At 68.6% G+C, this 26,368-nt stretch carries 23 protein-coding genes and 2 tRNA genes; 5 read left to right on the forward strand and 20 right to left on the reverse strand.

Translation table 11 applies throughout. The features are described from left to right. Window positions 1-221: 221 nt before the first annotated feature. The gene (locus AC1DGI_RS15870) at window positions 222-1,211 is read right to left on the reverse strand and encodes an aldo/keto reductase (protein ID WP_476899549.1); all 990 of its coding nucleotides are present in this window, start codon (window positions 1,209-1,211) and stop codon (window positions 222-224) included. 5 nt (window positions 1,212-1,216) lie between these two features. Next, a complete protein-coding gene (locus AC1DGI_RS15875) occupies window positions 1,217-2,923 on the reverse strand; it encodes a glycoside hydrolase family 13 protein (protein ID WP_476899521.1) in 1,707 nt (568 codons plus the stop codon). A 75-nt stretch (window positions 2,924-2,998) separates the two neighbouring features. Here AC1DGI_RS15875 and AC1DGI_RS15880 point away from each other — a divergent pair, with 75 nt between their 5' ends. Next, a complete protein-coding gene (locus AC1DGI_RS15880) occupies window positions 2,999-4,234 on the forward strand; it encodes an ROK family protein (RefSeq protein WP_476899522.1) in 1,236 nt (411 codons plus the stop codon). Window positions 4,235-4,323: 89 nt separating this feature from the next. Here the strand turns inward: AC1DGI_RS15880 and AC1DGI_RS15885 are convergent, their stop codons facing one another. The 6 genes from AC1DGI_RS15885 to AC1DGI_RS15910 form a co-directional block, all read right to left on the reverse strand. Next, entirely contained in the window at window positions 4,324-5,895 is a 1,572-nt protein-coding gene (locus tag AC1DGI_RS15885; RefSeq protein WP_476899523.1) for a Na+/H+ antiporter, read from the reverse strand. A gap of 91 nt (window positions 5,896-5,986) precedes the next feature. Next, window positions 5,987-6,646: an NAD(P)H-binding protein gene (locus AC1DGI_RS15890; protein ID WP_476899524.1), complete on the reverse strand. Its 660-nt coding sequence runs from the start codon at window positions 6,644-6,646 to the stop codon at window positions 5,987-5,989. A 102-nt stretch (window positions 6,647-6,748) separates the two neighbouring features. Continuing rightward, a tRNA-Met gene (locus tag AC1DGI_RS15895) sits at window positions 6,749-6,822 on the reverse strand. A 61-nt stretch (window positions 6,823-6,883) separates the two neighbouring features. Further along, window positions 6,884-6,955: transfer RNA gene (locus tag AC1DGI_RS15900), tRNA-Thr, on the reverse strand. A gap of 244 nt (window positions 6,956-7,199) precedes the next feature. Further along, window positions 7,200-9,278 carry a DEAD/DEAH box helicase gene (locus AC1DGI_RS15905; protein ID WP_476899525.1) on the reverse strand — a complete coding sequence of 693 codons (2,079 nt, stop codon included), beginning with the start codon at window positions 9,276-9,278 and terminating at the stop codon, window positions 7,200-7,202. 390 nt (window positions 9,279-9,668) lie between these two features. After that, on the reverse strand, window positions 9,669-10,322 hold the full coding sequence (locus tag AC1DGI_RS15910; protein ID WP_476899526.1) for an MOSC domain-containing protein: 654 nt from the start codon (window positions 10,320-10,322) through the stop codon (window positions 9,669-9,671). Window positions 10,323-10,376: 54 nt separating this feature from the next. On the opposite strand from AC1DGI_RS15910, the gene AC1DGI_RS15915 reads away from it, so the two are divergent. Next, window positions 10,377-11,564 carry an acyl-CoA dehydrogenase family protein gene (locus AC1DGI_RS15915; RefSeq protein WP_476899527.1) on the forward strand — a complete coding sequence of 396 codons (1,188 nt, stop codon included), beginning with the start codon at window positions 10,377-10,379 and terminating at the stop codon, window positions 11,562-11,564. An 85-nt stretch (window positions 11,565-11,649) separates the two neighbouring features. Here the strand turns inward: AC1DGI_RS15915 and AC1DGI_RS15920 are convergent, their stop codons facing one another. The 7 genes from AC1DGI_RS15920 to AC1DGI_RS15950 all read right to left on the reverse strand — a co-directional run bounded on the left by AC1DGI_RS15920 (window position 11,650) and on the right by AC1DGI_RS15950 (window position 19,869). Next, entirely contained in the window at window positions 11,650-12,441 is a 792-nt protein-coding gene (locus AC1DGI_RS15920) for an SDR family oxidoreductase (protein WP_476899528.1), read from the reverse strand. A 5-nt stretch (window positions 12,442-12,446) separates the two neighbouring features. Then, a complete protein-coding gene (locus AC1DGI_RS15925) occupies window positions 12,447-13,892 on the reverse strand; it encodes a glycosyltransferase 87 family protein (protein ID WP_476899529.1) in 1,446 nt (481 codons plus the stop codon). Between the two features lie 93 nt (window positions 13,893-13,985). After that, window positions 13,986-15,338, reverse strand: a complete 1,353-nt coding sequence (locus tag AC1DGI_RS15930) for an MFS transporter (RefSeq protein WP_476899530.1) — start codon at window positions 15,336-15,338, stop codon at window positions 13,986-13,988. After that, on the reverse strand, window positions 15,335-15,862 hold the full coding sequence (locus tag AC1DGI_RS15935; RefSeq protein ID WP_441403517.1) for a winged helix-turn-helix transcriptional regulator: 528 nt from the start codon (window positions 15,860-15,862) through the stop codon (window positions 15,335-15,337). The genes AC1DGI_RS15930 and AC1DGI_RS15935 overlap by 4 nt, the downstream gene beginning before the upstream one ends. Window positions 15,863-15,913: 51 nt before the next feature. Continuing rightward, a complete protein-coding gene (locus AC1DGI_RS15940) occupies window positions 15,914-17,251 on the reverse strand; it encodes a glycosyltransferase 87 family protein (protein ID WP_476899531.1) in 1,338 nt (445 codons plus the stop codon). 6 nt (window positions 17,252-17,257) lie between these two features. Beyond that, window positions 17,258-18,466: a cystathionine gamma-synthase gene (locus AC1DGI_RS15945; protein WP_441402619.1), complete on the reverse strand. Its 1,209-nt coding sequence runs from the start codon at window positions 18,464-18,466 to the stop codon at window positions 17,258-17,260. 17 nt (window positions 18,467-18,483) lie between these two features. Next, window positions 18,484-19,869, reverse strand: a complete 1,386-nt coding sequence (locus AC1DGI_RS15950; RefSeq protein WP_441402620.1) for a cystathionine beta-synthase — start codon at window positions 19,867-19,869, stop codon at window positions 18,484-18,486. A 131-nt stretch (window positions 19,870-20,000) separates the two neighbouring features. On the opposite strand from AC1DGI_RS15950, the gene AC1DGI_RS15955 reads away from it, so the two are divergent. After that, window positions 20,001-21,134, forward strand: a complete 1,134-nt coding sequence (locus AC1DGI_RS15955) for an SLC13 family permease (RefSeq protein WP_476899550.1) — start codon at window positions 20,001-20,003, stop codon at window positions 21,132-21,134. A gap of 26 nt (window positions 21,135-21,160) precedes the next feature. Here the strand turns inward: AC1DGI_RS15955 and AC1DGI_RS15960 are convergent, their stop codons facing one another. After that, entirely contained in the window at window positions 21,161-21,583 is a 423-nt protein-coding gene (locus AC1DGI_RS15960; protein ID WP_441402621.1) for a VOC family protein, read from the reverse strand. A gap of 185 nt (window positions 21,584-21,768) precedes the next feature. Here AC1DGI_RS15960 and AC1DGI_RS15965 point away from each other — a divergent pair, with 185 nt between their 5' ends. Then, window positions 21,769-22,749 (forward strand): DNA-3-methyladenine glycosylase family protein, encoded by a 981-nt coding sequence (locus tag AC1DGI_RS15965; RefSeq protein WP_476899532.1) that lies wholly within the window; start codon window positions 21,769-21,771, stop codon window positions 22,747-22,749. A gap of 28 nt (window positions 22,750-22,777) precedes the next feature. Here the strand turns inward: AC1DGI_RS15965 and AC1DGI_RS15970 are convergent, their stop codons facing one another. Continuing rightward, on the reverse strand, window positions 22,778-24,454 hold the full coding sequence (locus AC1DGI_RS15970; RefSeq protein ID WP_476899533.1) for an AMP-binding protein: 1,677 nt from the start codon (window positions 24,452-24,454) through the stop codon (window positions 22,778-22,780). A 112-nt stretch (window positions 24,455-24,566) separates the two neighbouring features. Between AC1DGI_RS15970 and AC1DGI_RS15975 the strand changes: the two genes are divergently transcribed. Further along, window positions 24,567-24,845: a putative quinol monooxygenase gene (locus AC1DGI_RS15975; protein WP_441403268.1), complete on the forward strand. Its 279-nt coding sequence runs from the start codon at window positions 24,567-24,569 to the stop codon at window positions 24,843-24,845. A gap of 19 nt (window positions 24,846-24,864) precedes the next feature. On the opposite strand, the gene AC1DGI_RS15980 is transcribed toward AC1DGI_RS15975, so the two are convergent. The 3 genes from AC1DGI_RS15980 to AC1DGI_RS15990 all read right to left on the reverse strand — a co-directional run bounded on the left by AC1DGI_RS15980 (window position 24,865) and on the right by AC1DGI_RS15990 (window position 26,352). After that, the gene (locus AC1DGI_RS15980) at window positions 24,865-25,269 is read right to left on the reverse strand and encodes a thioredoxin family protein (protein ID WP_441403267.1); all 405 of its coding nucleotides are present in this window, start codon (window positions 25,267-25,269) and stop codon (window positions 24,865-24,867) included. 65 nt (window positions 25,270-25,334) lie between these two features. Then, on the reverse strand, window positions 25,335-25,880 hold the full coding sequence (locus tag AC1DGI_RS15985) for an acyl-CoA thioesterase (protein ID WP_476899534.1): 546 nt from the start codon (window positions 25,878-25,880) through the stop codon (window positions 25,335-25,337). Between the two features lie 67 nt (window positions 25,881-25,947). Then, window positions 25,948-26,352 (reverse strand): VOC family protein, encoded by a 405-nt coding sequence (locus AC1DGI_RS15990; RefSeq protein ID WP_441403265.1) that lies wholly within the window; start codon window positions 26,350-26,352, stop codon window positions 25,948-25,950. Window positions 26,353-26,368 lie beyond the last annotated feature (16 nt).

Genomic DNA, 26,368 nt, shown 5'->3' on the forward strand with positions numbered 1-26,368 from the left:
ACTACAGCGCTACTACGACGAAAACCCCGAACGATTCCGCCAACGACCCATCACACCAGCCCCCGCCCGCCACGCAGGGATCAACCTTCCCGCAACAAAAACACCCACACAGCAAACCCAATGACTCCACACAGCTTGACAATCTGCGTTAGGTGTCGTTTTCAGCCCTCAGAACGACAACAAGTGCGAGCCAGTTGGGCCGGCACGACGGCGGGCGGGGGCTACGGGATGTTGCTGCCCCGGGCCGTGATCCAGAGCCGGTACCACTCGGCCCGGGTCATGGCCGCCGCGACGCCGGCGGCGCCGGCGCATGCCCGGATCCGTTCCGGCTTGGCGGTGCCGATCACGGGGGCGATCCCGGCCGGGTGCTTCATCAGCCAGCCCAGCAGGACCGCTTCACCGGTGGTGTCCTTCTTCACGGCCAGCTCGGCCACGAGTGCGGCGGTGGCCTCCTCCGCTGCACTCTGGGTGGCGGACGGCGCGCCCGTGTACAGACCCCGCGACAGTGCCCCGTAGGCCTGCAGTGCGATCCCGTGCCGGACGCAGTGCTCCACAGTGCCGTGCGGGAAGCTGTACTCCGCGCCCTCGGCGTGGTTGACCAGCACAGTGCTCTCCAGCCAGGCCCGCGCGGACAGGCTCATTTCCAGCTGGTTGGCCACCACGGGCGTATCCAGCCGGTCCTGCAGCAACTCGATCTGCGGGGCCGACATGTTGGAGACGCCAAGTGCCCGGACTTTGCCCTCGGCCATCAGCTGCCCGACGGCGGCGGCCACCTCGGCCGGGTCCAGCAGCGGGTCCGGCCGGTGCAGCATCAGTACGTCGACGTAGTCAGTTTTCAACCGGGCGAGGCTGGCGTTGACGCGGCCCAGGATGCCGTCCCGGCTCAGGTCGTAGAACGCGTCCAGGCCCTGCTCGCCCAGCCGGATGCCGCACTTGGTCTGCAGCCGGATCCGCTCCCGCAGGCCGGTGCTCTGTGCCAGCACCTCGCCAAACACCGCCTCGGCCTTGCCGTTGCGGTAGATGTCAGCATGGTCGAAGAGCGTGATGCCCGCATCCAGTGCGGCGTCGACGGCGGCAGCCGCCTCGTCCACGTGCGCGGACGAGTACGGCTCCGCCGACCAGCTGCCGCCCAGCCCCATGCAGCCATAAATGAGCTCCTGGGCCGACCGCCCGGACAGCCCGGGCGACCCGGCGGCGGGCTGCCCGGACAGGGAACTCACCGGAGCCAGACGGTGGTGTTGCCGGGGAGCAGCTTCCCGTCCAGCGGGCCGCTGCTGATCAGCACCTCACCGGCGGGCAGCTCGACGGCGTCGTCCCCGAAGTTGGTCACGGACTGCCAGCCGCCGTGGCGGCGGAAGTGCAGCACGTTGGCGTGGCCTGTTTCCAGCCATTCCAGCTCTTCGGAGGTTTGCAGTTCGCGGCGCAGTTTCAGGGCCTTCCGGTAAAACTCCAAGGTGGAGCCCTCGGTGCCGTGCTGGGCCGTGACGGCGTAGCGGCCGAACCACGCCGGTTGCGGCAGGTGGGCGCCGCCGTCGCCGAAGCCGAACGAGGCTCCATCCGTGGCCCACGGGAGCGGTACCCGGCAGCCGTCGCGTCCGATTTCCACGCCTTTGTTGCGGAAGAAGGTGGGGTCCTGGCGGTCGGCATCCGGGATCCCGGCCACTTCCTGCAGGCCCAGTTCCTCGCCCTGGTACAGGTAGGCGGAGCCGGGCAGCGCCAGCATCAGCAGGGTCGCGGCGCGGGCACGGCGCAGGCCGAGTTCCACGTCGAGCTCTTCGGCCGGGGCGCCGGCCAGCAGCCATCCCTTGCCGTCCTGGCCCTTGGCGTGCCGGCCGCCGCCCTTGGGCAGGCCGTAGCGGGTGGCGTGCCGGACGACGTCGTGGTTGGAGAAGACCCAGGTGGAGGAGGCGCCGGACTCGGTCGCTTCGGCGAGGTTGCGGGTGATGATCTCGCGGAACTCGTCGGCGTCGAAGTCGGCCTGCAGCAGGTCGAAGTTGAACGCCTGGCCCAGACCCGCCGGGCTGGCATAGCGGGCGCGGCGGCTGGCGTGCACCCAGGCTTCGGCCACGGCGGTGCGCGGCGGGTTGTACTCGTTGAACACCTCGCGCCATTCAACGTAGATCTCGTGGACCTCGTCGCGGTCCCAGAAGGGGTGCGAGCCGTCATCAAAGCCGTCGGCGCCGTCGCTGGCTCCGCCCAGCTCCAGCCGGGACAGCAGCGGCTCGGTCAGGTCCTTGGTCAGGGCGTGCGCCACGTCGACGCGGAAGCCGTCCACGCCGCGGTCGGACCAGAAACGCAGGGTCTTGAGGAAGTCGTCGCGGATCTCGCGGTTGGACCAGTTCAGATCCGGCTGCTCCTTGGCGAAGATGTGCATGTACCACTGGCCGGGGGTGCCGGCCGGCTCGGTGATGCGCTCCCAGGCCGGGCCGCCGAACACGGATTCCCAGTCCGACGGCGGGATCTCGCCGTGCTCGCCCTGGCCGTCCCGGAAGATGTAGCGTTCCCGCGCGTCCGAGCCCCGCGGTGAGGCGAGTGCTTCCTGGAACCAGACGTGGCGGTCGGAGGAGTGGTTCGGCACGATGTCGGCGATCAGTTTGATGCCTGCGGCGTGCAACGCGGCGGACATCTCGTCGAAGTCGGCCAGGGTGCCCAGCTTCGGGTCGACGTCACGGTAGTCGTCGACGTCGTAGCCGCCGTCGGCGAGCGCCGACGGATAGAACGGGGAGAGCCAGACGGCGTCGATCCCGAGGTTCTTCAGGTACGGGACCTTGGCGGTGATGCCTCTGATGTCGCCGAGGCCGTCACCGTTCGAGTCGGAGAAGCTGCGCGGGTAGATCTGGTACACGGCGGCCTGGCGCCACCAATTGGGGTCGGCGGCGAGGTCGGAACCGGGCAGGGTTGCCAGCGTGGCGGTGTTCGACAAGGGGAATCCTTTGGGCGGGGGCGGTGTCTGAGTCAGGTATCGCATGTCATACAATTTAGATAGAAGCTAAATCTATTGCCGGAACAATTATGGGTCGGCATTCACGGGGAGGTCAAGATTCCGAAGCCGCAGGGAGCCGCCACGCCCCCACTGCTGCGCCGGGTGAACGCGCAGGCAGTGCTCGCCGCCATCCGCGGCGCCGAGGTGGCCACCGGCACGGAGCTGATGGCAGGGACCGGGCTCACCCGGGCTTCGGTGATAGCCGTCTGCGAGGACCTGATCCGGCGCGGCTGGATCCGTGAACTCGACGCACCGGGGAAGAATCCCCCGTCTGCCGGCAGCGCGCAGAAGGGCCGGCCGGCCCGGCGCTTTGAACTCAAGGACCGCGCCGGCGTGGTCCTGGGCCTCGACATCGGCGCCGCCACCACGACCGCCGTCGTCGCCGATCTCCGGGGCAGGGTCATCGGCCGCGCAGGCGCCAGCTTCCGCGCGGCCGACATCCCGGCCAGTGAGCGGATCAGCGTGGTGGACCGGGCGTGTCGGCAGGCGCTGGCGGCGGCGGGCGAAAACCCTGGCACGGTCCTGGCCGTGGGTGCTGGCATCGCCGCCCCGGTGGACCGTGACGGCAACGTGCTGTCCGCCCAGCACTTTTGGAGCCTGTTCGACGTCGGGCTCCGCTCGGCACTGGCGGAGCTCCACGGCTGGCGGGTGCTGTTGGAAAACGACGCGAACCTGGCCGCGCTCGGGGAACGCTGGCGCGGGTCCGGCGGCGGCGTCGACGACCTCGTCGTGCTGCTGGCCGGTGAGCGCCTCGGTGCGGGAGTGCTGGAGTCCGGCCGGCTGCTGCACGGCCACGGCGGCGGGGCCGGCGAAATGGGCTTCCTGGGCATGGTCGCGGGCGTCGGCTCCAGCGACGGGATCGCGAGCCTGGCCCGGCAGTGGCAGGGCGCGGACGGCGGTCCGACTGCCGGCGGCCAAGCGAGCGCCCGGCGCGTATTTACGGACGCGGCGGCCGGGGACACCGCCGCCCTCACGATCCTGGATCGGCTTTCGGAGCGGATGGCCCGGGTCATAGCCGCGATCGCCAGCCTGATCAACCCGGAACTGGTGGTAATCGGCGGCGCCGTCGCCGATTCGGCTGGCGCGCTCCTGCCCGGGATCACCGCCGCGCTGCCGCGCTTCACCGCCACTCCCCCGAGGGTCACAGTCTCGCCGCTGGGAGACGCGATCGTCACCGTGGGCGCCGTCCGGCACGCCCTGGACTTCGTCGAGGCGAATGCCCTGGAACTGGAGCTGACCGCGCCGGCGTAGCAACGCCCGACGCCGGCGGGCCCTCGGGGCGGCGGGCCCCCGCGCCGTCGGGCCCCCGGGGCCAGGGCCCCGCGGTCGCGCCCCGGATATCACTCCGGCATGATCATGGTGCGCAGGTCCAGTTGACGCAGCACCCGGTCCGCCACTTCGGGGTCCGTATCCGGTTCGTTGCGGGCCTCCACAACTTCCTGCCGTGCCGCGTCGAGGGCAATGGTCTGCACGGCAATGGCCAGTTCCCGCCCGCGTTTGCGTTTCTCGTCCACGCTCTCGTTCGGCAGGCTCCCGCCCAGCAAGTCGGAACGCAGCCGGGTCATCTTCTCCTTGACCAAGGCCACCTTTTCCGGCGGCAGTTCCTTCATGAACTCGGTGTCCTTCAGCGCTGCGATGGCGGCTTCCTGGGCCCTGGAGGCCAATATCCGGGCGGCGTCCCGCTCCTCCGATCCGTCCCCGGACGCATGCAGGACCCGCATCAACCACGGCAGCGTCAGGCCCGGCAGCACGAGGGTGGCAAGCAGGACGGCGCAGGCAGTCACCAGCATTTCGCTGCGGCCCGGGATCGGGGCGCCGTCGGCCAGGGTGACCGGCAGTGCCAGCGCCAGCGCCAGCGTGGCCAGGCCGCGCATCCCGCACCAGGTCAGAATCAGCACTTCCTTGGCGGACGTGGGGCGCAGGACGTTCTTCTGGCTCCGCGCCATGCCGGACATCATGGCCAGCCAGCCGAACCGCACGGCGAACACGAGCACGCAGACGACTCCGGCCGTCCCGGCCATGCCAAGAACGGCGGCGCCTTCGTCCCGGATGACCTGCCGGATCTCGAGGCCCACGAGCCCGAAGGCCAGCCCGGTCACGAGCAACTCCACCACGTCCCAGAAGGCGGTACGGGTGACTCTCTCGGCGGCATCCTGGGGCCTGGAGTGCCGCTTCATCTCCAGGGCCGTCACGACGACGGCGATCACCCCGGAGGCGTGCAACTCTTCGGCAAGGATATAGACGGCAAACGGGACCACCAGGGTGACGGCGCTGCGGGCCACCATCGACTGCACCAGCCGCGTGATCAGCCCGGTGAGCCAGCCCATCGCGATCCCGAGCCCGACGGCCACCGCCGCACCCACAACGAACTTGAGGACCACTTCGGGCCCGATCTTGGTACCGGAGACGGAAGCGGCGACGGCGGCCTGGAAGATGACGATGGCGGCCGCGTCGTTGAACAGGCCCTCGCTCTGCAGCACCGTGATGAGCCGCCGGGGCATGTGCACCCTCCCCGCGATGGAGTCCACCGCCACCGGGTCGGGCGGCGCCACCATGGCGCCGAGGGCGATCGCGGCCGGGATGCCGATGCCGGGAATCATGAGCCAGGCGGCTCCGGCCACCACGGCGGTGGAAACCACCACGAGTGCGACGGCGAGCATCAGGAGGGTGCGCCAGCGGACCCGGAACACCGCCCAGGAGCTGCGCTGCGCGGTGGCGAAGAGCAGCGGCGGCAGGAAGATGGGGAGGATCAGCTCAGGCGAGATGTCCATCTCGGGAAAGCCCGGGATAAAAGTCAGCGAAGCGGCCAGGATCAACATCAGGACCGGGTAGGGCAGGCGAAGCCGGTCACCGAGGCCCACCGCCACCACCGTGGCGAGAAGAAGTCCGACTATGAGGGCCAACTGGTCCATATGCTCACTTTCCCGTGATTTTCGCGGCCGGGATCAAGTCCCCGGGATCCGGTCGCCTTTGCGCCGGCCGCCCCACTACCCTATCGGGGCCCTAGTTCATCGGTTCCAGGGCGGCGGCGAGCGGGAGCGTTCCGTCCCGGAACTCGATGGTTCGGCCGGCTGTACGCGGCAGGCCCAGCACCGCGGCGGCAACAAGGGCCACGTTGGCGCGGGAAGTGCCGGTGCCGTTGGAGGTGTCCGCGGGGTCGACGTCGATGAGCCCGTTGCCGGGGCCGTCCGTCAGGGCGCCGGGGCCAAGGATGGTCCACTCCAGCCCGCTGTCGCGCAGGTGCGCGTCCGCCGCGGCTTTGGCCTCAGCGTAGGCGTGGAAACTGTTGTCCGGCGGGACGCCATGGTCCGGCCCGGCACCGAGGTAAGACACCATGACATACCGCCGGACGCCGGCCTCTGCCGCGGCGTCCATGGAGCGGATGGCCGCGTCCCGGTCCACGGCGTAGGTCCGCTCGGGGCTGCCGCCGCCGGCCCCGGCAGACCAGACCACAGCGTCGTGGTCCTTCACCGCGTCGGCGATCTCCGCCGACGACGACTTTTCCACGTCCAGTACCAGCGGGGTGGCGCCGGTGGCGGCCACGTCGCCGGCGTGGTCCGGGTTGCGGATGATGGATGTCACGTCGGCCCCGCCCTTGGCGAGGATGCCGGAGAGTTCCAAAGCCACCTTGCCGTGGCCGCCGATGATTGCGATTCGCGTCATCGACCTATTCTGTCTCAAGCGCTCCACCGCCGCACCTGTTCCGTCGTCAGCGGGTTAAACCAGAAAGACCCCGGCAGGGCGCACCTGCGGGGTCTTGATCTGTAGCGGTGGGGAGGCTCGATCTCCCGACCTCACGATTATGAGTCGTGCGCTCTAACCAACTGAGCTACACCGCCACGGATGAGAAAAGCCTGCGTCAAGCCGGTCAAAACCGCCTTGACACAGGCCCTCATCCAGAGCCCCCCACCGGAATCGATCCGGTGACCTCGTTCTTACCAAGAACGCGCTCTACCACTGAGCTAGGGGGGCAACGAGTAAATACTCTACCGGAAGATCCGGCTCCCAACAAATCGACCGACCGCCCCCTCCGGTTCCGCCAAAAGCCCCGCCGTTCCGGGGAATTTCGGGGCCACAGCCGGGTCGGACAGGGGCCTCGGGCACCGGTCCGCAGCCGGGATGTGACGAAGCGTACTCCTGGCGTTTAGCCCTGGACCAACGCAGAACGGGCCGGCTCAAGAGCCGGCCCGTTCTGGTGTTGCCTAGGAACTAGTGGTTACCACTTGTTGCGGGGCTTGAAGCCGCCTTCGGTGCGGGGTTTGCGGGTGTCGGTGCCCACGCCGCGCTCGTTGCGGTCGCTGAAGGATCGGCCGCCGCGGTCCGCGGAGGAACGCTCGCCGTCGCTCTTGCGGAATTCGCGCTTGAAGCCGCCGTTGCCCTTGAAGTTTCCGCTGCCGCCGGAGTAGCCGCCGCGGTCGCCGCCGCGGCTGCCCTGGTAGGCGCCCCGGTCACCGGAAGGCTTACGCCCGTTGTCCAGTTCGAGGTGGATCAGCTCGCCGCCGATCCGGGTGCGGGACAGGGCACGCAGTTGCTCGGCGCTCAGGTCCGCCGGGAGCTCCACGAGGGAGTGGTCCGAACGGATATCGATGCCGCCGATCTGGGCCGAGGAGATGCCGCCTTCGTTGGCAATGGCGCCGACGATGGATCCCGGCATGACGCGCTGGCGGCGTCCGACGGCGATCCGGTAGGTGGCGTTGCCCTCGGTCAGCGTGCGGGTCGGGCCGCGTGAGCCGAAGCCGTCCTTGGAGCGCTCGCGCTTCTGGAATTCCGGAGCGGCAGGCAGTTCCTTGACCAGGAGCGGCTGGCCGCCCTGCGCCATGACGGCCAGTGCTGCGGCAATCTCGGCGGCCGGCACGTTGTGCTCCTGCTCGTAGGAAGCGATCAGGTCGCGGAACGCCGAGACGTCCTCGGATTCGAGGGTCTCGGTGATCTTCTCAGCGAACTTGCCCAGGCGCAGGGTGTTGACCGTCTCGGCGGTGGGCAGGTGCATCTGCTCAACCGGCTGGCGGGTCGCCTTCTCGATGGAGCGCAGCAGGTACTTCTCCCGCGGCGTCATGAAGAGGATCGCGTCGCCGGAGCGGCCCGCGCGGCCGGTTCGGCCGATGCGGTGGACGTAGGACTCGGTGTCGTGCGGGATGTCGTAGTTGACCACGTGGCTGATGCGTTCGACGTCCAGACCGCGGGCGGCGACGTCGGTGGCGACGAGGATGTCGATCCGGCCTTCCTTGAGCGCGTCAACGGTGCGTTCGCGCTGCTGCTGCGGGATGTCGCCGTTGATGGCGGCGGCCTGGAAGCCGCGGGACTTCAGCTTGTCGGCCAGGTCCTCGGTCGCCATCTTGGTGCGGACGAAGGCGATCACGCCGTCGAACTCTTCGACCTCGAGGATGCGGGTCAGCGCATCGAGCTTGTGCGGGCCCATTACCTGCAGGTACCGCTGGCGGGTGTTGGCGCCGGTGGTGGTCTTGGACTTGACCTGGATCTCGGCCGGGTTGTTCAGGTACTGCTTGGAGAGCCGGCGGATCTGGCTCGGCATGGTGGCGGAGAACAGCGCAACCTGGCGGCCCTCGGGGGTCTGCTGGAAGATCTGCTCCACGTCTTCGGCGAAGCCCATGCGCAGCATCTCGTCAGCCTCATCCAGCACGAGGTACTGGAGTTCGGACAGGTCCAGGGAGCCCTTGGCGATGTGGTCGATCACGCGGCCGGGGGTACCGACAACAACCTGGGCGCCACGGCGCAGGCCGGCCAGTTGCGGGCCGTAGGCGGAGCCGCCGTAAACCGGCAGGACCGTGAAGTCGTCGATGTGCTTGGCGTAGGAGGTGAAGGCCTCCGCGACCTGGAGGGCGAGTTCGCGGGTCGGAGCCAGGACCAGGGCCTGCGTCTTGCGGGAGGGGCCGTTCAGGTCGTGGAGTTCGGCCAGCCGGGACAGGGCCGGTACTGCGAATGCTGCAGTCTTACCGGTGCCGGTCTGGGCCAGGCCAACGACGTCGCGGCCCTCGAGGAGCAGCGGGATGGTTGCCGCCTGGATCGGGGACGGCTTCTCGTAGCCGACGTCCTGCAGGGCGGCAAGGACACGGGCGTCAATGCCGAGGTCGACGAAGCGGAGGGCGTCGTCGTCGTCGCTGGACTCAGCGGGCTTCTCGCCGCTGGACTCAGCGGGCTTCTCGCCGCTGGACTCAGCGGTCCTTTCGGCGGTTGCGGCAGCGGGCGTTTCGGCCGGGGCAGCAGCCGTTTCGGTAGTCTCGACGTCGGCCTGAGTGTTCTCGGTGTCGACGGAGTTGTCCTGATTTTCGGGCATAGGGGAATCTTCCTCATCCATAGGGGCCAGGCGGCACAACCCGAGGTGAGCGGAGCCGCAGTACGCGTGACACTAGGTGCCGGGCATACATTGACCGGCCGGTCACATAGAAGTCCGGCGCTTTCGCAATCCCGTGGCAGGACTTCCCGCTGCATCTCTTGGCTGCTATCCCAGCAGTCTGTACAGCGTTTTCTTTAGCCGGCTCTCCCTATGAAAATGCCCGCATCACATTTGCGGGCCCCAACACTTGCCAGTCCTGCCTCAAAAATTGGGCAGGAATAAGGGATTTCCGGAGTGGGGGATATTTCAAGTGTAAGGCATGCGGCCCCGCAGGTGGTAACGGAAAGCCCGACGGCGGCGGTGAGCTTGCGCACAGAGGCGCCGGCCGCGCTACACCCCGAGGCGGCGCTGCAGCTTCTCGAACTCTTCTCGGTACTCGGGCTGCAGCCGGATCGCACCGTCGGCGTCGGCGTCCCGCAGGGCTTCCAGGTCTTCCATCGCGGGGTCGCTGAACCACTTGCCCACGCTCACCCCGTGCGCCGGAATGTAGATCCGGTGGATGTGGTCCCCCGCCGCAATGCTGCCGAGCCGCACCACCCGCAGATATGCCCCCACGCGGCCCGCGTCCCCGAACCGCTTGACCCATTGGGACTCCTGCATCCGGCGCTGGAACGTCGCACAGGGGATACGGGGCGAGGTCACTTCGACCTCCACGTCGAGCCCGATCTTCCAGCGTTCACCGATGATCGCATTCGTGGCGCTGATGCCGGCGATGCGCAGGTTCTCACCGAACATCCCCGGCGGGAGGTCGCGGCCGAGTTGTTCAGCCCAGTAGTCGGCGTCGTCCTGGGAGTAGGCGTAGAGCGCCTGGTCTTCGCCGCCGTGGTGGATGCGGTCGGCCTGGACATCGCCGTGGAGTCCCAGGCGATGGACCTTCACGGGACCCTCCACGGGGCGTTTGTCAATCGCCGTCACCCCCACGTTCCCGGAGTCGCTCAGCAACTGGTATACGCGGCAGACGGCAAGCACGGAAGCGGTGTCCATGGCACCAGTGTAGGCCCGGCCTAGGAGGGAGTTCCGGGAACGTAGGATGCTTCCATGAGCAGTGTTGGAGCAATTGACGTGTCCGATGTCCTGGCGATCGATTCCCTGTTGAGCGCCGACGAGCTGGCGGTGCGGGAAAAGGTCCGCGATTTCACCAGCCAGCGGATCCGTCCGGCCATCGCCGGCTGGTACGACGACGGCGTCTTCCCACTGGATCTCGCGCCGGAACTGGGCGAGCTCGGCGTGCTGGGCATGCAACTGCAGGGCTATGGCTGCCCAGGCCGCTCCGCCGTGGAATACGGCTTGGCCGCGATGGAGCTCGAAGCCGGTGATTCCGGTATCCGCACCTTCGTCTCGGTGCAGGGGTCCCTCGCCATGACGGCGATCCACCTGTGGGGTTCGGAGGAGCAGAAGCAACAGTGGCTCCCGCGGATGGCCGCCGGCGAGCTGATCGGCTGCTTTGCCCTCACCGAGCCCACGGCCGGCTCGGACCCGGCCGCCATGCAGACCTTCGCCCGCCGGGACGGCACCGGCGACGACGCCGGCTGGGTCCTTGACGGAGCCAAGCGCTGGATCGGACTCGCCTCCGTGGCGGACGTGCTGGTGGTGTGGGCGATGACCGACGACGGCGTGCGCGGCTTCCTGGTCCCCGCCGGCTCCCCGGGTGTCACCGCGACGCCGATCGGTCAGAAACTGTCGATGCGCGCCTCGATCCAGTGCGATGTCACGTTCGACGCGGTCATGCTGGGCCCGGAGGCGCTGCTGCCGGAGGCCCGGGGGCTGCGCGGACCCTTCAGCTGCCTGAACGAGGCACGGTATGGGATCGCCTGGGGCGCGATGGGCGCGGCCCGGGACTCCTACGAGGCGGCACTGAGGTATTCGCAGGAGCGGCTGCAGTTCGGCAGGCCGCTGGCCGGGTACCAGCTCACCCAGGAAAAGTTGGTCAACATGCTGCTCGAAGTCCAGAAGGGCACGCTGGTGGCACTGCAGCTGGGCCGGCTCAAGGATGCCGGGAAGCTGCGGCCGGAGCAGATTTCGCTGGGCAAGTTGAACAACGTCCGGGAGGCGATCGCGATTGCCCGCGAGGCCCGCACCATCCTGGGCGGGAACGGCATCACCCTCGACTATTCACCGCTGCGGCACGCCGCCAACCTTGAGTCGGTGCGCACCTATGAGGGCACCGACGAGGTGCACACCCTGGTCCTGGGCCAGCACATTACCGGGCTGGCCGCGTTCCGCTGACGGCTCGGGTGGGGTGACACTTTAAGGCAGTGTTCGGCAGCAGCATTGCCGTCATCTGCCACCTCGGCGGGGTCCCCCGGCACCCTCAGGCCGAGAAGCCGCCGTCGGCCTTGACCAGCTGGCCGGACACCCAGCGGCCCTCCGGCGAGAGCAGGAACGCCACGGTCCCGGCAACGTCCGCAGGAGTGCCCAGCCGGCCGCCGGGCTGCCGGCGGGCCAGCTCCTCACGCAGTGGCCCGTCCATCCAGCCGGTGTCCACCGGTCCCGGGTTGAGGGCATTGGCGCTGATTCCGAGCGCGCCCAACTCCCTGGCTGCGGCAATCACGATCCGGTCCAGGGCGCCTTTGGACGCCCCGTAGGGCAGGTTGAACGCGGTGTGGTCGCTGGTCAGTGCCACGATCGCGCCGCCGTCGGCCGGTGCCTGCCGGGCGAATGCCGCGATCAGCTGCCAACTGGCGCGGGTATTGACGGCAAAGTGCCGCTCAAACCTCGCCACGGACGTGTCCAGGATGCCGGAGTCCACGGACTCCGCGTGGCTGAGCACGAGCCCCTGCACGGTGCCGGCCCGCACCGCCGTCTCGGCCATCAGCCGGTCCACGGCCTGCGGGTCCTCGAAGTCGGCGGCCACTGCCGCCACCGAGGCTCCGCTCGCCTGCAGTTCCGCGGTGAGGCGTTCGACGTCGTCCGGCTGGACACCCCAGGGCATCCGGGTGTCGTAGTCCTGCCAGTACGTGAGCACCAGGTCCCAGCCGTCGGCGGCGAGCCGCCGCGCAATGCCGGCCCCGAGACCCGCGAGCCGTCCGACGCCGGTCACGAGGGCGGTCTTGCGATCCGCGGCCGGGGATTCCGGCGTCGTCAAAGTGGGATGCGGGGCCATGCGGCTCAGCCTAGCGTGACGGGCCGGACGGCAGGCTCGTGGCCCGGGGCAGATTCACTGCCCCGGTCGACTGGCGGGGCAACGGAGCCGCGCCGGAGGACCAGCAACCAGCACAGCATGAGGGCCAGGGCGCAAAAGACGCCTGCGCTGGAGGCCATAATCCAGAGCCCGGGCGTCTGGATGTCGAGGTTCTGCGCGCCGAGAGCGGTGCCGATCCTCTTCGGCGAGAAGAGGAACACGAGCACGGAGACGCCCAGCACTGCGCCCATGAGCCAGCGCGTGCGGCGATGGCGGTGCGCGGTTTCACGTAGGGTCCAGGCGAACGCGGGGAGGACGACGGCGACCCACACCCAGTGGTGGGACCAGGAGATGGGGCTAATGAGCAGCATGGTCAGTGCCGTCGCCGAGATGGCGACCACCCGGGCGCCCTGCTCGCTGGCGGATTCGATGATGCCGGCGGCCAGGGCCACGACCAGCAGGCTGAGCACCAGCCAGGGGGCGGTGACGGCTGCCTCCGGGACGCCGAAGTGCAGCAGGGCGCCTTTGAGCGACAGGTTGTCGACGTAGCCCGCCCCGCCGATCCGGGAGGTGTCCGGCAGGACGTGGAGCCAGAACTGCAGCGATTCCGCCGGGCGCAACAGCCCGCCGACCAGGACCGTGGCGAAGAATCCCGCGGCCATGTTCCGGAGGCCGCGCCAGTCCTTGCGGACCAGGAAATAGAGTCCAAAGACCAGCGGTGTCAGCTTGATGCCTGCGGCGACGCCCACCAGGAGCCCGCTGCCGGGGACGCCGCGGGCCCAGCGGGGATTCCGGGCCAGCAGATCCGCGGCCATCAGGCCCATCAGCAGGATGTTGATCTGCCCGAATGCCAGAGTCTCACGCCAGGGGCCGAGGTTGAGCACGGCCAGGACCAGGACGGCGGCGGCCCAGGAGTTGGCCGGGGAGCGGAAGGTGGCGCGCCAGTCTGCCTTGGCATTCCAGTAGCGGACCCCGCGGACCGCGACCCAGAGCCCGATAATGACGCCTGCGCCGTTGAACCAGTTCAGCGCCAGTTTCTCCGGCACCCGGGCCAGCAGGCTGAAGAGCAGGGCGGCGAAGGGCGGGTAGGTGAACGGCAGCCCGGGTCCGCCGGACCAGTCAACGTTGCCCTGGTAGAGGTCCGAGGGTGTCGGGCCCGCATCGTTGAGGATCTTGCCGCCGTACCAGTAGACGCTGAAGTCGAGCCCTTGCTCGCCCCAAACGGCCAGCCAGTGCCACGCCGCGTACGCCACGACCGCCACGGCCAGGGGAAGGAGCACGGCCGCGAGACTGGCACGGACGGAACGTACCCTGATGCGGCTCGGCGCCGGCCGGGGCGCGGCCGGGATTCCAGCCGGGCCTCCTGTCTGGACTCCGGCCGGCGGGACTCCGGCCGGCGGGGCGTGCGGGTTTTCGGCGTCGAGCAGTGACATGTGTGGATCCCCCCAATATTTGCTGCCGCGGGACGAAAGTGCAGCGAGCCGGCGGCGGCTGCCCCGGTCCCCGCCGTTCATCCTACAGAGCAGTCAGGCCGGGACAGGGACCCTGGTCTTCTGTCCGGTGTCCTTGCGGATGGTCGCGCTGATGACGGCGGCAATGGTGCACATGGCCGCTGCGGCAAACCACGCGTAGGTGTACTGGCCGGTGGCGTCCCGGACAGCGCCGGCTGCCAGCGCCGCCGCGGCGGCGCCGAGCTGGTGTGCGGCGAAGACCCAGCCAAAGACAACGCTGCCGTCTGCACCAAACACCTGGCGGCAGATCGCGGCGGTTGGCGGGACGGTGGCCACCCAGTCCAGGCCGTAGATGACCACGAACACGAGCATGCTGGGCTGGACTTCGGCGCTGAGCAGCAGCGGCAGGACGAGCAGCCCGATGCCCCGGAACTGGTAGTAGACCGCGAGCAGGATCCGCGGGTTGAACCGGTCCGTCAGCCAGCCGGAGGCGATGGTGCCGAGGATGTCGAAGATTCCGACGACGGCGAGCAGGCCGGCGGCGGTGGTTTCGGGCATGCCGTGGTCGTGCGCGGAGGGGATGAAGTGGGTACCGATCAAACCGTTGGTGGTGGCCCCGCAGATCGCGAAGCCCGCTACGAGCGCCCAGAAGGTCCGCACCTTGCTGGCCCGCTTGAGCACCTGGATCGCCCGGACGGCGGCGTTCCGGCGGGGTTCGGTTGATGCGGCCGGCAGCGCCTGCCCTTCGGTGGCCGCCACAGCCGGCTCGGCCGTGTCCATCGGCTCGGCGGCGTCGGCACCGTATGGCAGTGCGCCGACGTCGGCCGGTGAGTTCTTCAAAAACTTGAGCACCAGCGGCACCACGGCGAACGCGCCGGCGGCGATCAGCAGCGAAGCCTGCCGCCAGCCCGGGTTCTGGGCGAGGGCGGCGATGAAGGGCAGGAATACCAGTTGGCCGGCTGCGCTGCCCGCGGTGAGGATGCCGACCACGAGTCCGCGGCTCTTGGCGAACCAGGTGTTAGCGATCGTGGCGGCGAAGACCAGCGCCATGGAGCCGGTGCCGAGCCCGATCAGCAGCCCCCATGTCAGCAGAATCTGCCAGGACTGGCTCACCAGCACGGTCAGCGCGCTGCCGGCCCCGATAAGCACCAGCGCCACGGAGGTCACGGCGCGGATCCCGAAACGCTCCATCAGGGCCGCGGCAAACGGGGCGGTCAGGCCGAAGAGCACCAGATTGATGCTGACGGCAGCCGAGAGGACCGTGGTGGACCAGCCAAACTCGTTCTGCAGCGGCACCATCAGCACGCCGGGGGCCGCCCGGAATCCGGCGGCCCCGACCAGTGCAAGAAACGCGACGGCGGCGACGGTCCACGCCGGATGGATCCGGCGCCGGGTTCGGGGGCGGGCTGTGGTTTGTGGCTCGCTCATGCCGCGGTTCCGTTCTCTTGTGTCGTCTCCTGTGTCACTGGGGCGGTGGCGAGGGGTACCGGGTTGGCGGTCCGGGTGAGGCTGTGCCAGCTGGTATTTTCGGCGGTGAGCCGTTCACCGCAGGCCGTGCAGCTGTCCGCCGAGGTGGTGCGTTGCCCGCAGCCGCTGTGGACCACGAACATGTGTGCCTGTTCGGACGGCGCGGCAAGGTGTTTCTCGGCCCAGATCACGACGGCGTTGAGTACCGGCAGGGCATCTTCGCCCTTGGCGGTGAGCACGTACTCCTGCCGGCGCCGGCCGCCGTCGTCATACGGCCGGCGGCTGAGCAGCCCGGCCTCGACCAGGCCAGCCAGCCGACGGGTGAGGACCGAGTCAGAGGCCCCCAGCCGGGCCTTCATGGCGTCGAAGCGCCCGTTGCCGAAAAAGATCTCGCGGAGGACCAATATGCCCCAGGGATCGCCGAGGATATCCAGGCCGCGGGCCATGCTGCAGCTGCGCGCGGACCAGTCGGATCGAAGTGCCATATCGGCAGACTAGCTGGCTATCTTCAAGAAAGCTAGCCCCTGGACTGTAAACTAACGCGCTGCCCGCAGCGCAGCGCGGGAGGGCCGGTAGGCCAGCGCCCAGTAGACCAGCATCGCCATCCCGCAAACCACGCCCAGGCTCGCGACAATGAGTTGCCACTGCGTCTGCGGGTCCTTGCCCCATTCGTGCGCCCCGGCCATGACCGAAAGATACTTGGGGGTCAGATAGAAGGCGACGGCGGAGGCGGCCAGGATGATCCAGCCGGCGAGCCGCATCCTGCCGTTGCGCGACGGAATCCGGTGGATCGCGAACCCCATGCACGGCAGCGCGACGGCCATCCAGACCCAGTGGTGTGACCAGGACACCGGGCTGATCAACAGCATCAACAGGGCGGTGGCGGACACGGCGACGAAGTTCTCCTCCGCCTCGACCGCCCATTTGATCACGAGCGCAGCCACGGCAGCGAGGGCGAGGGAAATCACCAGCCACACCAGGGTCGTCAGGGAAGAGTCCGGCAGGCCCAGGTGCAGCAGCAGGCCCTTGACCGAGAGGTTGTCCACGTACGCAGGGCCGCCGATCCGGCCCGTGTCCGGCAGGATCTTGGTCCAGAAAGTCACCGACGCCGTGGGCAGGACGGCCCACGCCAGCGCGATCGACCCGAAGAAGCCGACGGCCATCCAGCCAAGGGCTTTGAAGTCGCGGCGGACCAGGAAATACAGCCCGAAGGCGAGCGGGGTCAGCTTGATCCCGGCCGCGATCCCGATCAGCAGCCCGGCCGGCCAGCGGAATCCGCCCGCGCTCGGTTTCCCCGCCCGCACCATCCCGGATTGCGGTTTCCCATCCAGTGCTTTCCCGTCCCGCAGCTTCCCATAAAGGGCGAAGTCGGCGAGGATCAGGCCCATCAGGATGATATTGATCTGGCCGAAGTCGAAGGTGTCCCGCCAGGGCCCCAGCAGCAGGATGGCAGCGGTGCCGGCGAGCGCCACGGCCCGGAACCGCCAGTCCGCGGCCGCGTCCCGCCAGCGGCGCAGCCCGAAGTAGTGCCGGGTCAACCAGGCGGACACGACGGCGGCGCCGAGCAGGGCCGTGGCAACGAAGATGAGGCTGCCGGCGCTTTGGCCCAGCGTGGCGAGGGCGGCGAAGACCAGGGCGGCGAAGGGCGGGTAGGTGAACGGCAGCCCGTCGCGGGGGGCGTAGAGCTCGTTCACGCCCGCCTCGCCGGTCTGCAGTACGCGGTTCCCGCCATAGAAGTAGACCTCAAAGTCGTTCATCAGCGGAATGTACGCGGAGTACAACACCACCAGCGCGGCGGCGACGGCGGCCGCGCCGGCCGCCGTCGCGATCCAACCGCGCGTGGTGGTGCCGGCTGCTTTGGAAACGACGGTCACCGGCGGCTAACTGCCCGGCTCAAGGCGCGCGAACGCCTGCTCGAGGTCCGCGATCAGGTCCTCGACGTCCTCGATGCCGCAGGACAACCGGATCAGGTTCACGGGAACGGCCAGTTCGGTGCCCCTGACCGAGGCGTGCGTCATCTCCGAGGGGTAGTTCATCAGGGATTCGATGCCGCCCAGGGACTCCGCCAGGGTGAACACGGAGGTGGACTCGGCCACCGTGCGTGCCGCCGCCTCGCCGCCCTTGAACTGCACGGAGATCATCCCGCCGAACTTCTTCATCTGCTTTTTGGCGAGCTCGTGGCCCGGGTGCGAAGGCAGGCCCGGGTACAGCACGGCCTCCACCTCCGGGCGCTCCAACAGCCATTCGGCCACGGCCTGGGCATTGTCGCTGTGCCGGTCCATGCGCACGCCGAGGGTCTTCAGGCCGCGGGTGGTGAGGAACGCGTCCATCGGACCGGACACGGCGCCAACGGCGAACTGTACGAAGCCGATCTTCTCGGCCAGCGCGGCGTCGTTGACGATGATGGCGCCGCCGACGACGTCGGAGTGCCCGCCGATGTACTTGGTAGTGGAGTGCACCACGACGTCGGCGCCGAGCGCCAGCGGGTTCTGCAGGTACGGCGAGGCGAAGGTGTTGTCCACCACCAGGAGGGCGCCGGCGAAGTGCGCCACCTCAGCCAGCGCTGCAATGTCGGTGATCTTCATCATCGGGTTCGACGGCGTCTCGACCCAGACCAGGCGGGTCTTGCCGCCGCCGGAAGCCGAGCCGCCTGCCGCGACGGCCGTCGCGACAGCGTCAAGGTCGGACATGTCCACCGGGGTGTTGCCGATCCCCCACTCGCCCAGGACGCGGCTGATCAGCCGGTACGTGCCACCGTAGGCATCATTGCCGAGCACGATGTGGTCCCCGGGACGGGTCAGGGCGCGGATCATCGAGTCCTCGGCCGCCAGCCCCGAGCTGAAGGAGAACGCTGCGGTACCGCCCTCCAGCGCGGCGAGCTGCTCCTGCAAGGCGTCGCGGGTGGGGTTGGTGCCGCGGCCGTATTCGTAGCCGGCCCGGAGACCGCCGATTCCGTCCTGCGCATAGGTGGAGGAGAAGTGCACCGGGGGCACCACCGCGCCGGTGCGCGGCTCGAAGGCCTGGCCGGCGTGCACGGCGCGGGTGTTGAAGCCGGCGTTGGTCGCGGAAGAGCTTTCTGGCTGGGACATGGGACTCCTTGAACTGGTCAGTTGCTGAGGTACGCGAGCAGGTCGTGGCGGGTCAGGATCCCCACCGGGGCACCGACGAACGTCACCATCAGGGTGTCCGCGTCGGAGAGGAGTTCACGGGCCGTGGAGATCGATTCGAGCGAACCGATCACCGGAAGCCGGGCCTCCATGTGGTCGGAAATGTTGTCCGTAAGGGTGGCTTCACCGCGGAAAAGCTTGGCCGTCAGGGTGCGCTCGTCCACCGAGCCGAGGACTTCGCCCATCACCACCGGGGGCTCGGCGGACAGCACCGGGATGTGCGAGACGCCGTACTCGTTCATGATGTTGATGACGTCCCGGACGCTCTCGTTGGGGTGGATATGCACCAGGTCCGGCAATTCGCCGGTCTTGGACTTGAGCACTTCCTCCACTGAGGCTTCGTCGCCGCCGGCTAGGAATCCGTAGGAACGCATCCACTGGTCATTGAAAATCTTCGCCAGGTAGCCGCGGCCGGAGTCCGGCAGGATCACGACGACGACCGCGTCGGCCGGCAGGTCCTTGGCGGCCTGGAGCGCGGCGACGACGGCCATGCCGGAGGAACCGCCCACCAGCAGGCCCTCCTCGCGGGCCAGCCGGCGGGTCATCGAGAAGGAGTCGGCGTCGCTGACGGCGATAACGTCGTCCGGAACGGCCTTATCGTAGTTGGCCGGCCACATGTCCTCGCCGACGCCTTCGACGAAGTAGGGCCGGCCGGTGCCGCCGGAGTAGACCGAACCGGCAGGGTCGGCCGCGATGATCTTGACCACGCCGCCGTCGGACGCCGCGCGGCCGGCGGAGATGTCCTTGAGGTAGCGGCCGGTGCCGGTGATGGTGCCGCCGGTGCCGGCGCCGATCACGCAGTGCGTGATCTTGCCGTCCGTGTCATTCCAGATCTCCGGGCCGGTGGACTCGTAGTGGCTGGCCGGCGCGGCCGGGTTGGAGAACTGGTCCGGCTTGTAGGCGCCGGGGATTTCGGTGACCAGGCGGTCCGAGACGCCGTAGTAGCTTTGCGGGCTGTCCGGGGCGACGGCCGTGGGTGTCACCACGACTTCCGCACCGTACGCCTGGAGCACGGCACGCTTGTCCTCGCCGACCTTGTCCGGGACCACGAAGATGCAGCGGTAGCCCTTCTGCTGCGCCACGAGGGCCAGGCCGACGCCGGTGTTGCCGGAGGTCGGCTCCACGATGGTCCCGCCGGGCAGGAGCTTGCCGCTGCGCTCCGCCTCGTCGATCATCTTGGCGGCGATGCGGTCCTTGATGGACCCGCCGGGGTTCAGGTATTCGAGCTTTACCAGCACCGTGGCGGCGATGCCGTCGGTCACGTGGTTGAGTTTGACGAGCGGCGTGTGGCCGATGAGGTCCAGGATGGACTGGGCGTACTTCATAGGTACAAAGTTACCGTCTCCGCGGCCGCGCGCTGGCCTCGTCGCGTTGGCACCGGCTCGGGTGCGAGGATTGGGCGGTGAAGCGACGGAACTGGCTGAAGACACTGCGGAGCTACCTGGTTCCCGGCGGAATGCTCTTGGCCGGGACCGCGGCGCTGGCCACCGGGCTCCTCCCCTGGCCCGCCTTCGAGGAGCTCACCGGCCGCACGGTGCCGGTGCTGGGCTTCGTGGTGGCCATGTCCCTCGTGACGGAATTGGTCGACGACGCCGGCCTGTTCCGGGCGGTCACCGACCGACTGGCCGCTCTCGGCCGGGGACGCGTCCGGCTGCTGTGGCTCCTGGCGATTGCCCTGGCAGCGGTGTCCACCATCTTTCTGTCGCTGGATACGACGGCGGTGCTGGTGACCCCCGTCGTGGTGTTACTGGCCGTGCACGCACGGATTCCCCCGCTGCCCTTCGCCCTGACCACCATCTGGCTCGCGAACACCGCCTCGCTCCTGCTGCCAGTGTCCAACCTGACCAACCTGCTGGCCCAGGGCCGGCTTGGTCTCAGTCCGGCCGGGTTCGCCGTTCTGGTCTGGGCGCCGGCGCTGGTGGGGATCCTGCTTCCCCTGGCGCTGCTGTGGCTGGCCTTTCGTAAGGAGCTGCGCGGCCGCTACAGCCCGCAGCCTGCCCACCGGGTGCGGGACAGGGTGCTGCTCTATGCCTCGGCCGGCGTGATGCTGGTCCTGCTGCCGGCCCTAGTGTCCGGTATCCCGGTCTACCTGCCTGCTGCCGCCGCCGCCGTCGTCCTTCTGGTGCTGTTCCTGTGGCGCCGCCGCTCGACCCTGCGCTGGTCGATGGTCCCCTGGCGGCCGCTCATGCTTACCGTTGGCCTGTTCATGGTGGTTGAGGCGATGCACGCCAACGGGCTGACGAAGGCGTTGGCGACCGTCGCCGGATCCGGGGACAGCCTGCCCGCGCTGCTCCAGCTGGCGGGGCTCGGCGCCGGAGCGGCAAACGCTGTCAACAACCTGCCGGCATACCTGGCTCTCGAGCCGGTGGGCGGCTCGCCGCTGCGGCTCGCGGCACTGCTGATCGGCGTGAATTTCGGCCCGCTGGTGACCCCCTGGGCGTCGCTGGCGACGCTGCTCTGGCACGAACGCCTGCGCGCCCTCAACGTGGAGATCCGCTGGGGCGGTTTCGCGCTGGCCGGGCTGGTCGCCGTCGTCCTCACCGTCCCGCTGGCGGTCGTGGCCCTGTGGCTGGCCAGCGGCATGCCCTGAGCCGCCGCGGCCCGGGCCCCGGCGCGTCAGGCGCCGAGGTCGTCCGCGGCCGAGCCGGCGCCTCCCGCACGCGGGGCGTTCTGCCAGAGTCCGACGATATTACCTTCGGTGTCCCGGAAGTACGCGGTCCAGCCCATGGCGCCGACTTCCTCCCGCGGCCTGACAGTGCTGCCGCCCAGCGAGTTGATCTTCTCCAACGCCGCGTCGATGTCATCAACGTCCACGGTGACCACCGGGGACTTGAGGTCTCCTTCACGGCGGAACATGCCGCCGTTGATGGAGCCCGCAACGGAGGGCATGCCCGTCGCGTCCGTCGGCGTCGTCTTGATCATGGCGTAGCTCATCTCCGGCATGGCGCTGACTTCCCAGCCGAAGGCGGAACTGTAGAACTTTCCCGCACGGTCCTCGTCCTCTGCGGGGATTTCGAAATGCACCACTCCACCAGCCATCACATGCTCCTCACCATCAGGGGTTAGCCCACGGACAGGCACCGGAAATTCGTGCCACAGCCGGATTCTAGTCCTCGAGGGGGACGCCGATAAGGGCCCCCGGGGTTCCGTCGCGGCACCGCCTGTACCGCCGCGGCGCCGCGACGGATGACTCCGCCGTCGGCCCGTCGTGGGAACATATTCGGGTGACCATTGCAGAGCTTCCCGCCGGCGCGGCCGCCGCGGCGGATGCGTCCCTGCGGTGGCATCCTGCCGGACCGTACGATCTGCTGCAGACCTTGGGCACGCTCCGCCGCGGCCATGGCGATCCCTCGATCCGGGTCGCCGCGGAGGGCCTCTGGATGGCCTTTACGACGGCGGGCGGCCCGGCGTCGCTTTGCCTGACCGTCACCGGTCCGGCCGCCGCGCCCTGCATCGAAGCGCGCGCCTGGGGCGCGGGGGCGGGCCGTGCGGTCGAGGCCGTCCCCCGGCTGCTGGGCCGCGACGACGACTGGACAGCCTTCGACGAACCGGCTTTCCACGCCACCCTCCCGCGGATGGTGGCCGAAGCCCGGCGCCGGAACCTTGCCCTCCGGCTGCCGGCCACCGGACGGATGATCGACTCGCTGGTGCCCACGGTCCTGGAGCAGAAGGTCACCGTGATCGAGGCGCGCCGCGCCTACCGCTACCTGATGTACCGCTTCGGGACGCCGGCGCCCGGCGCCGGCACCGTGGCCCCCGCCAACCTCCTGGTCCAGCCCACGCCTGAGCAGTGGCTGCGCATTCCGTCCTGGGAATGGCATAAGGCCGGCGTGGGGCCGCAACGCGCGGCCACCATTATGCGGGCGTTGCGCTCCGCTGCCGCGCTGGAGCGTCTGGCGGCGCTGCCGGCGGCCGAGGCGGCCGCAAAGCTCCAGGTGATCCCCGGGATCGGCGTCTGGACGGCGGCCGAGGTGGTGCAGCGCACGCACGGCTGTCCGGATTCAATCGCGGTGGGCGACTACCATCTGGCGGCGTGCGTCGGCGCCGCCCTGACCGGCCGGAGGACGGACGACGCCGGCATGCTTCGGTTACTGGCCCCCTGGGCCGGCCACCGGCAGCGCGTGGTCCGCATGATCGGCCTCAGCGGCTTCCGGAAACCGGTCTTCGGCCCGCGGATGACCATCCAGGACCACCGCCGGCATTGACGCCGGCGGGCCGGGACCCGAGGGACGGTCAGAGCCGGAGCCGGGCCACGGCCTCCTGCCGCATGTCCACTTTGCGGATCTTGCCGGACACGGTCATCGGGAAGCTCTCCCGGACGTCCACGTAGCGGGGGATCTTGTAGTGCGCCAGCTTGCCGCGGCAGAATTCCGCCAGGCCCGCGGCGTCCAAAGTCGCTGCTCCGGGCTTGAGGATCACACAGGCCATCAGTTCCTCGCCGTAGGTGGCGTCCGGGACCCCGATGACCTGCACGTCCTGGATGTCCGGATGGGTGTACAGGAACTCCTCGATCTCGCGCGGATAGACGTTTTCGCCGCCGCGGATCACCATGTCCTTGATCCGGCCCTCGATCACGAGGTAGCCGTCCTGGTCCATCCGGGCGAGGTCTCCGGTGTGCATCCAGCCCTCGGCGTCGATCGCCTCCGCGGTCTTGTCCGGCTGGTTCCAGTAGCCCTGCATCACGGAATAGCCGCGGGTGCACAGCTCGCCGATCTCGCCGCGCTGCAGCACCGCCCCGGTGGCCGGGTCCACCACCCTGCTCTCCAGCTGCGGCATGGTCCGGCCTACGGTCTGCGTTCGTTGCGCCAGGGTGTCCACGCCGCGGGTCATGGTGGAGACCGGCGACGTCTCCGTCATGCCGTAACAGATGGCCACGTCGCGCATGTTCATTTCTGCGATCACCCGCTTCATCACCTCGATGGGGCACAGTGAACCCGCCATCACGCCGGTGCGCAGCGTTGAGAGGTCGTAGGAGGCAAAGTCCGGCAGGGCGAGTTCGGCGATGAACATGGTCGGCACGCCGTACAGGGACGTCCCGCCGAAATCCTGCACAGCCTCCAGAGCGGCCGCCGGGGAGAACCCGCGGCCCGGAATGATGGTGGCGGCGCCGTGGCTAAGTGCCGCCAGGTTGCCGATCACCATCCCGAAGCAGTGGTAGAACGGCACCGGCAGGACCACGCGGTCATGCTCGGTGTAATCGAGCAGTTCCCCGATGGAGTAGCCGTTGTTGAGCAGGTTGTGGTGGGTGAGGGTGGCGCCCTTCGGGAAACCGGTCGTGCCGGAGGTGTACTGCAGGTTGATCGCGTCGTACGGGTTCAGTTCGGCCATCCGCGCCTTCAAACCGGCATGTGCGACGTCGTCGGCCCGCTTCAGCAGCTCAGCGTACGTCCGCTCCGCCTCGCTTTCAGGGTCGCCGGCGGTGAGGCCGGGCAGTCCGGCGTCGGGCAGGAACACGAGTTCGCGCAATTCGGGGCATTCGGCCAGGGCCTGCCGGGCCATGCCGGTGTAGTCGCTGTTCTTGTCCGACGGCGCCGCCACCAGCATCCGCATGCCGTTCTGCTTCACGACAAACTCGAGTTCGTGGCTGCGGTAGGCCGGATTGACGTTGACCAGGATGGCCCCGATCTTCGCCGTGGCATACTGCAGGATGGTCCATTCAGCGCAGTTGGGGCTCCAAATCCCGATCCGGTCCCCCTTCACGACGCCGAGGGCCAGCAGCGCGCGGGCCAGCCGGTCGACGTCGTCGTTCATCTTGGTGTAGCTCCACCGCCGGGCTTCCCCGCCCGGGACCGCCGCGGCCTCAATCAGTGCATCGTGGTAGGGAAACTGGGCGACGATCCGTTCGAAATGATCGCCGATGGTTTCCTCGATCAGCGGGACGTCAGAGTCCCCGGCTGTGTACGCAAGCATGGTGTGACGCTACCAACACTGCGGCGGCATGAGAAGGGTAATACGTGGAAGTCCTAGGAAATGTCCGGAACATTTTCCGGCCCCGGCGCGAGCGCCCGGTAGGGTGAAAGCCATGAGCGCACCCATTGACCTGCGGGCCACTTTCATCCCGAACGACGGCGAATTCTTCCGAGTGAAGCTTGCCCTGGAAATCGCGATCGACGAGGTGGTGAACGAGCCGGGCTGTCTCCGCTACGAACTGACCGAGGCGGCCGAGGACAAGCTGGTACTGACCGAGCAGTGGGCCTCGCAGGAGGATCTGGACAAGCACGCCAAGGGGACGGCGCTCCAGGATCTGAACGAGTCCCTGAGCGCACTGCTGGCCGAGCCCGTCAAATTGGAAAAACTCTAAGTCAGTTGCTGGAGCCGACCTAGGCGTCAGGGATCTGGGTGCCGTCCTGAGGGGCGGCGGCCTCAGCCTGCGAGCGCGCCACGTGCGCGTGGACTTCCGCCATGTCCAGGCCCTTGACGGCGTCAACCACCTGCTCCAGCTGCTGGGCGTTCAGGGCGCCAGGCTGGGAGAAGACCAGGACCTTTTCGCGGAAAGCCATCAGCGTGGGGATCGAGGTGATGCCGGCCTCGGCGGCGAGCTGCTGTTCGGCTTCGGTATCCACCTTGGAGAACACCACGTCCGGGTGCTTCTCCGAGACGGCCGCGTACGTGGGACCAAACTGCTTGCACGGGCCGCACCATTCGGCCCAGAAGTCTACGAGGACAATATCGTTGCCCTCGACGGTCGATGCGAACTGTTCACCTGTAATGTTTACCGTTGCCATGCTTCAACGGTACGCGAGCCGCTGCGAAAGTTGCCTGCTTTTCGCTCTTGGCAAATCCTGCGGGCTTAGGCCCAGACGTGCGGAGCCGGACGGCGCGCACCCGGCAGCGCGTTGGTTTCGCGCCAGTCGTGAATCCATTCCGGCAGTTCCAGGTCCGCCGGAGGCTCCCCGAATTCGCGGATGATCTCGTCCTGGCTGACCGGTTTGCCCTTGCTGACAAGCCGGGTAGCAATGTGCGCACGGGCATAAATTTCGCCGTCGACCACCATGCGCTGCTCGAAGTAGATGGCCTTCTCGTCGAGGCCGATGACCTTGGTCTCGATCGTGTAGCGCTGCCACAGTTGCAGGGAGCGGCGGAAGGCGATGGTCTCCCCCGCCACCACCGGCGTCCAGCCGCGCCCGCGGATGGCCTTCCAGGTGCCGCTGCGCGCCATCAGGTCGAACCGGCCCAGGTCCATCAGCGAGAAGTACATGCCGTTATTGACATGCATCGCGATGTCAATGTCCGTGGGCAGCACGCGAAGCGGCAGCGAGGACGTCTCCCAAATGCTCAGCGGGGAGCGTCGGGCGGACTGGATCAGCAAGATCAGGGTGCGGAGCAACAGATGCATGGGATCTATGTTACTCACGAGTAACAACAGTGCCAAGCAGTTCCCGGTACCGATCCCCGCCAGCTCATCAGCCGGCGGCGATGAGCTCCACTTCGAAACCATCCGAATTCACCAGGTACGCGGCAAAGTGTTCCGGACCGCCGGCGTGCGGATATTTGTCCGGGAACAGTTCGGTCCAGCCGTTCGCGGGAGCATCCGCGGCCACCATGTCCACCTGCTGCCGGGTTCCGGCGTGGAACGCCAGGTGGTTCAGCCCGGGCGCGGTCCGGCGGTGGGTCCGGCCGCTCAGGGCCGGGGACTCCTCGACGACGATGTACGTGGATCCGCGCCGCCAGCTCCGCCCTCGGGGCCAGTCCTGATACTGGTCGTAGCCGAGTCCGGACAGCAGCCAGCCCCATTCGTCCCGCGCCCGGCCCAGGTCCGGCACCCACAGTTCGACATGGTGCAAGGCACCGAGGGATTCGTCAGCCACGTTCCGAGTCTTGCAC

It is taken from the genome of Arthrobacter sp. 05N428_2 (assembly GCF_056397065.1).

Excerpts from the sequence above, each read along its gene's own strand:
- AC1DGI_RS15885 (WP_476899523.1), bottom strand. The coding sequence starts at position 5,895 with ATGGACCAGTTGGCCCTCATAGTCGGACTTCTTCTCGCCACGGTGGTG.
- AC1DGI_RS15890 (WP_476899524.1), bottom strand. The coding sequence starts at position 6,646 with ATGACGCGAATCGCAATCATCGGCGGCCACGGCAAGGTGGCTTTGGAA.
- AC1DGI_RS15905 (WP_476899525.1), bottom strand. The coding sequence starts at position 9,278 with ATGCCCGAAAATCAGGACAACTCCGTCGACACCGAGAACACTCAGGCC.
- AC1DGI_RS15910 (WP_476899526.1), bottom strand. The coding sequence starts at position 10,322 with ATGGACACCGCTTCCGTGCTTGCCGTCTGCCGCGTATACCAGTTGCTG.
- AC1DGI_RS15915 (WP_476899527.1), top strand. The coding sequence starts at position 10,377 with ATGAGCAGTGTTGGAGCAATTGACGTGTCCGATGTCCTGGCGATCGAT.
- AC1DGI_RS15920 (WP_476899528.1), bottom strand. The coding sequence starts at position 12,441 with ATGGCCCCGCATCCCACTTTGACGACGCCGGAATCCCCGGCCGCGGAT.
- AC1DGI_RS15925 (WP_476899529.1), bottom strand. The coding sequence starts at position 13,892 with ATGTCACTGCTCGACGCCGAAAACCCGCACGCCCCGCCGGCCGGAGTC.
- AC1DGI_RS15930 (WP_476899530.1), bottom strand. The coding sequence starts at position 15,338 with ATGAGCGAGCCACAAACCACAGCCCGCCCCCGAACCCGGCGCCGGATC.
- AC1DGI_RS15935 (WP_441403517.1), bottom strand. The coding sequence starts at position 15,862 with ATGGCACTTCGATCCGACTGGTCCGCGCGCAGCTGCAGCATGGCCCGC.
- AC1DGI_RS15945 (WP_441402619.1), bottom strand. The coding sequence starts at position 18,466 with ATGTCCCAGCCAGAAAGCTCTTCCGCGACCAACGCCGGCTTCAACACC.
- AC1DGI_RS15950 (WP_441402620.1), bottom strand. The coding sequence starts at position 19,869 with ATGAAGTACGCCCAGTCCATCCTGGACCTCATCGGCCACACGCCGCTC.
- AC1DGI_RS15955 (WP_476899550.1), top strand. The coding sequence starts at position 20,001 with ATGCTCTTGGCCGGGACCGCGGCGCTGGCCACCGGGCTCCTCCCCTGG.
- AC1DGI_RS15960 (WP_441402621.1), bottom strand. The coding sequence starts at position 21,583 with ATGGCTGGTGGAGTGGTGCATTTCGAAATCCCCGCAGAGGACGAGGAC.
- AC1DGI_RS15970 (WP_476899533.1), bottom strand. The coding sequence starts at position 24,454 with ATGCTTGCGTACACAGCCGGGGACTCTGACGTCCCGCTGATCGAGGAA.
- AC1DGI_RS15975 (WP_441403268.1), top strand. The coding sequence starts at position 24,567 with ATGAGCGCACCCATTGACCTGCGGGCCACTTTCATCCCGAACGACGGC.
- AC1DGI_RS15980 (WP_441403267.1), bottom strand. The coding sequence starts at position 25,269 with ATGGCAACGGTAAACATTACAGGTGAACAGTTCGCATCGACCGTCGAG.
- AC1DGI_RS15985 (WP_476899534.1), bottom strand. The coding sequence starts at position 25,880 with ATGCATCTGTTGCTCCGCACCCTGATCTTGCTGATCCAGTCCGCCCGA.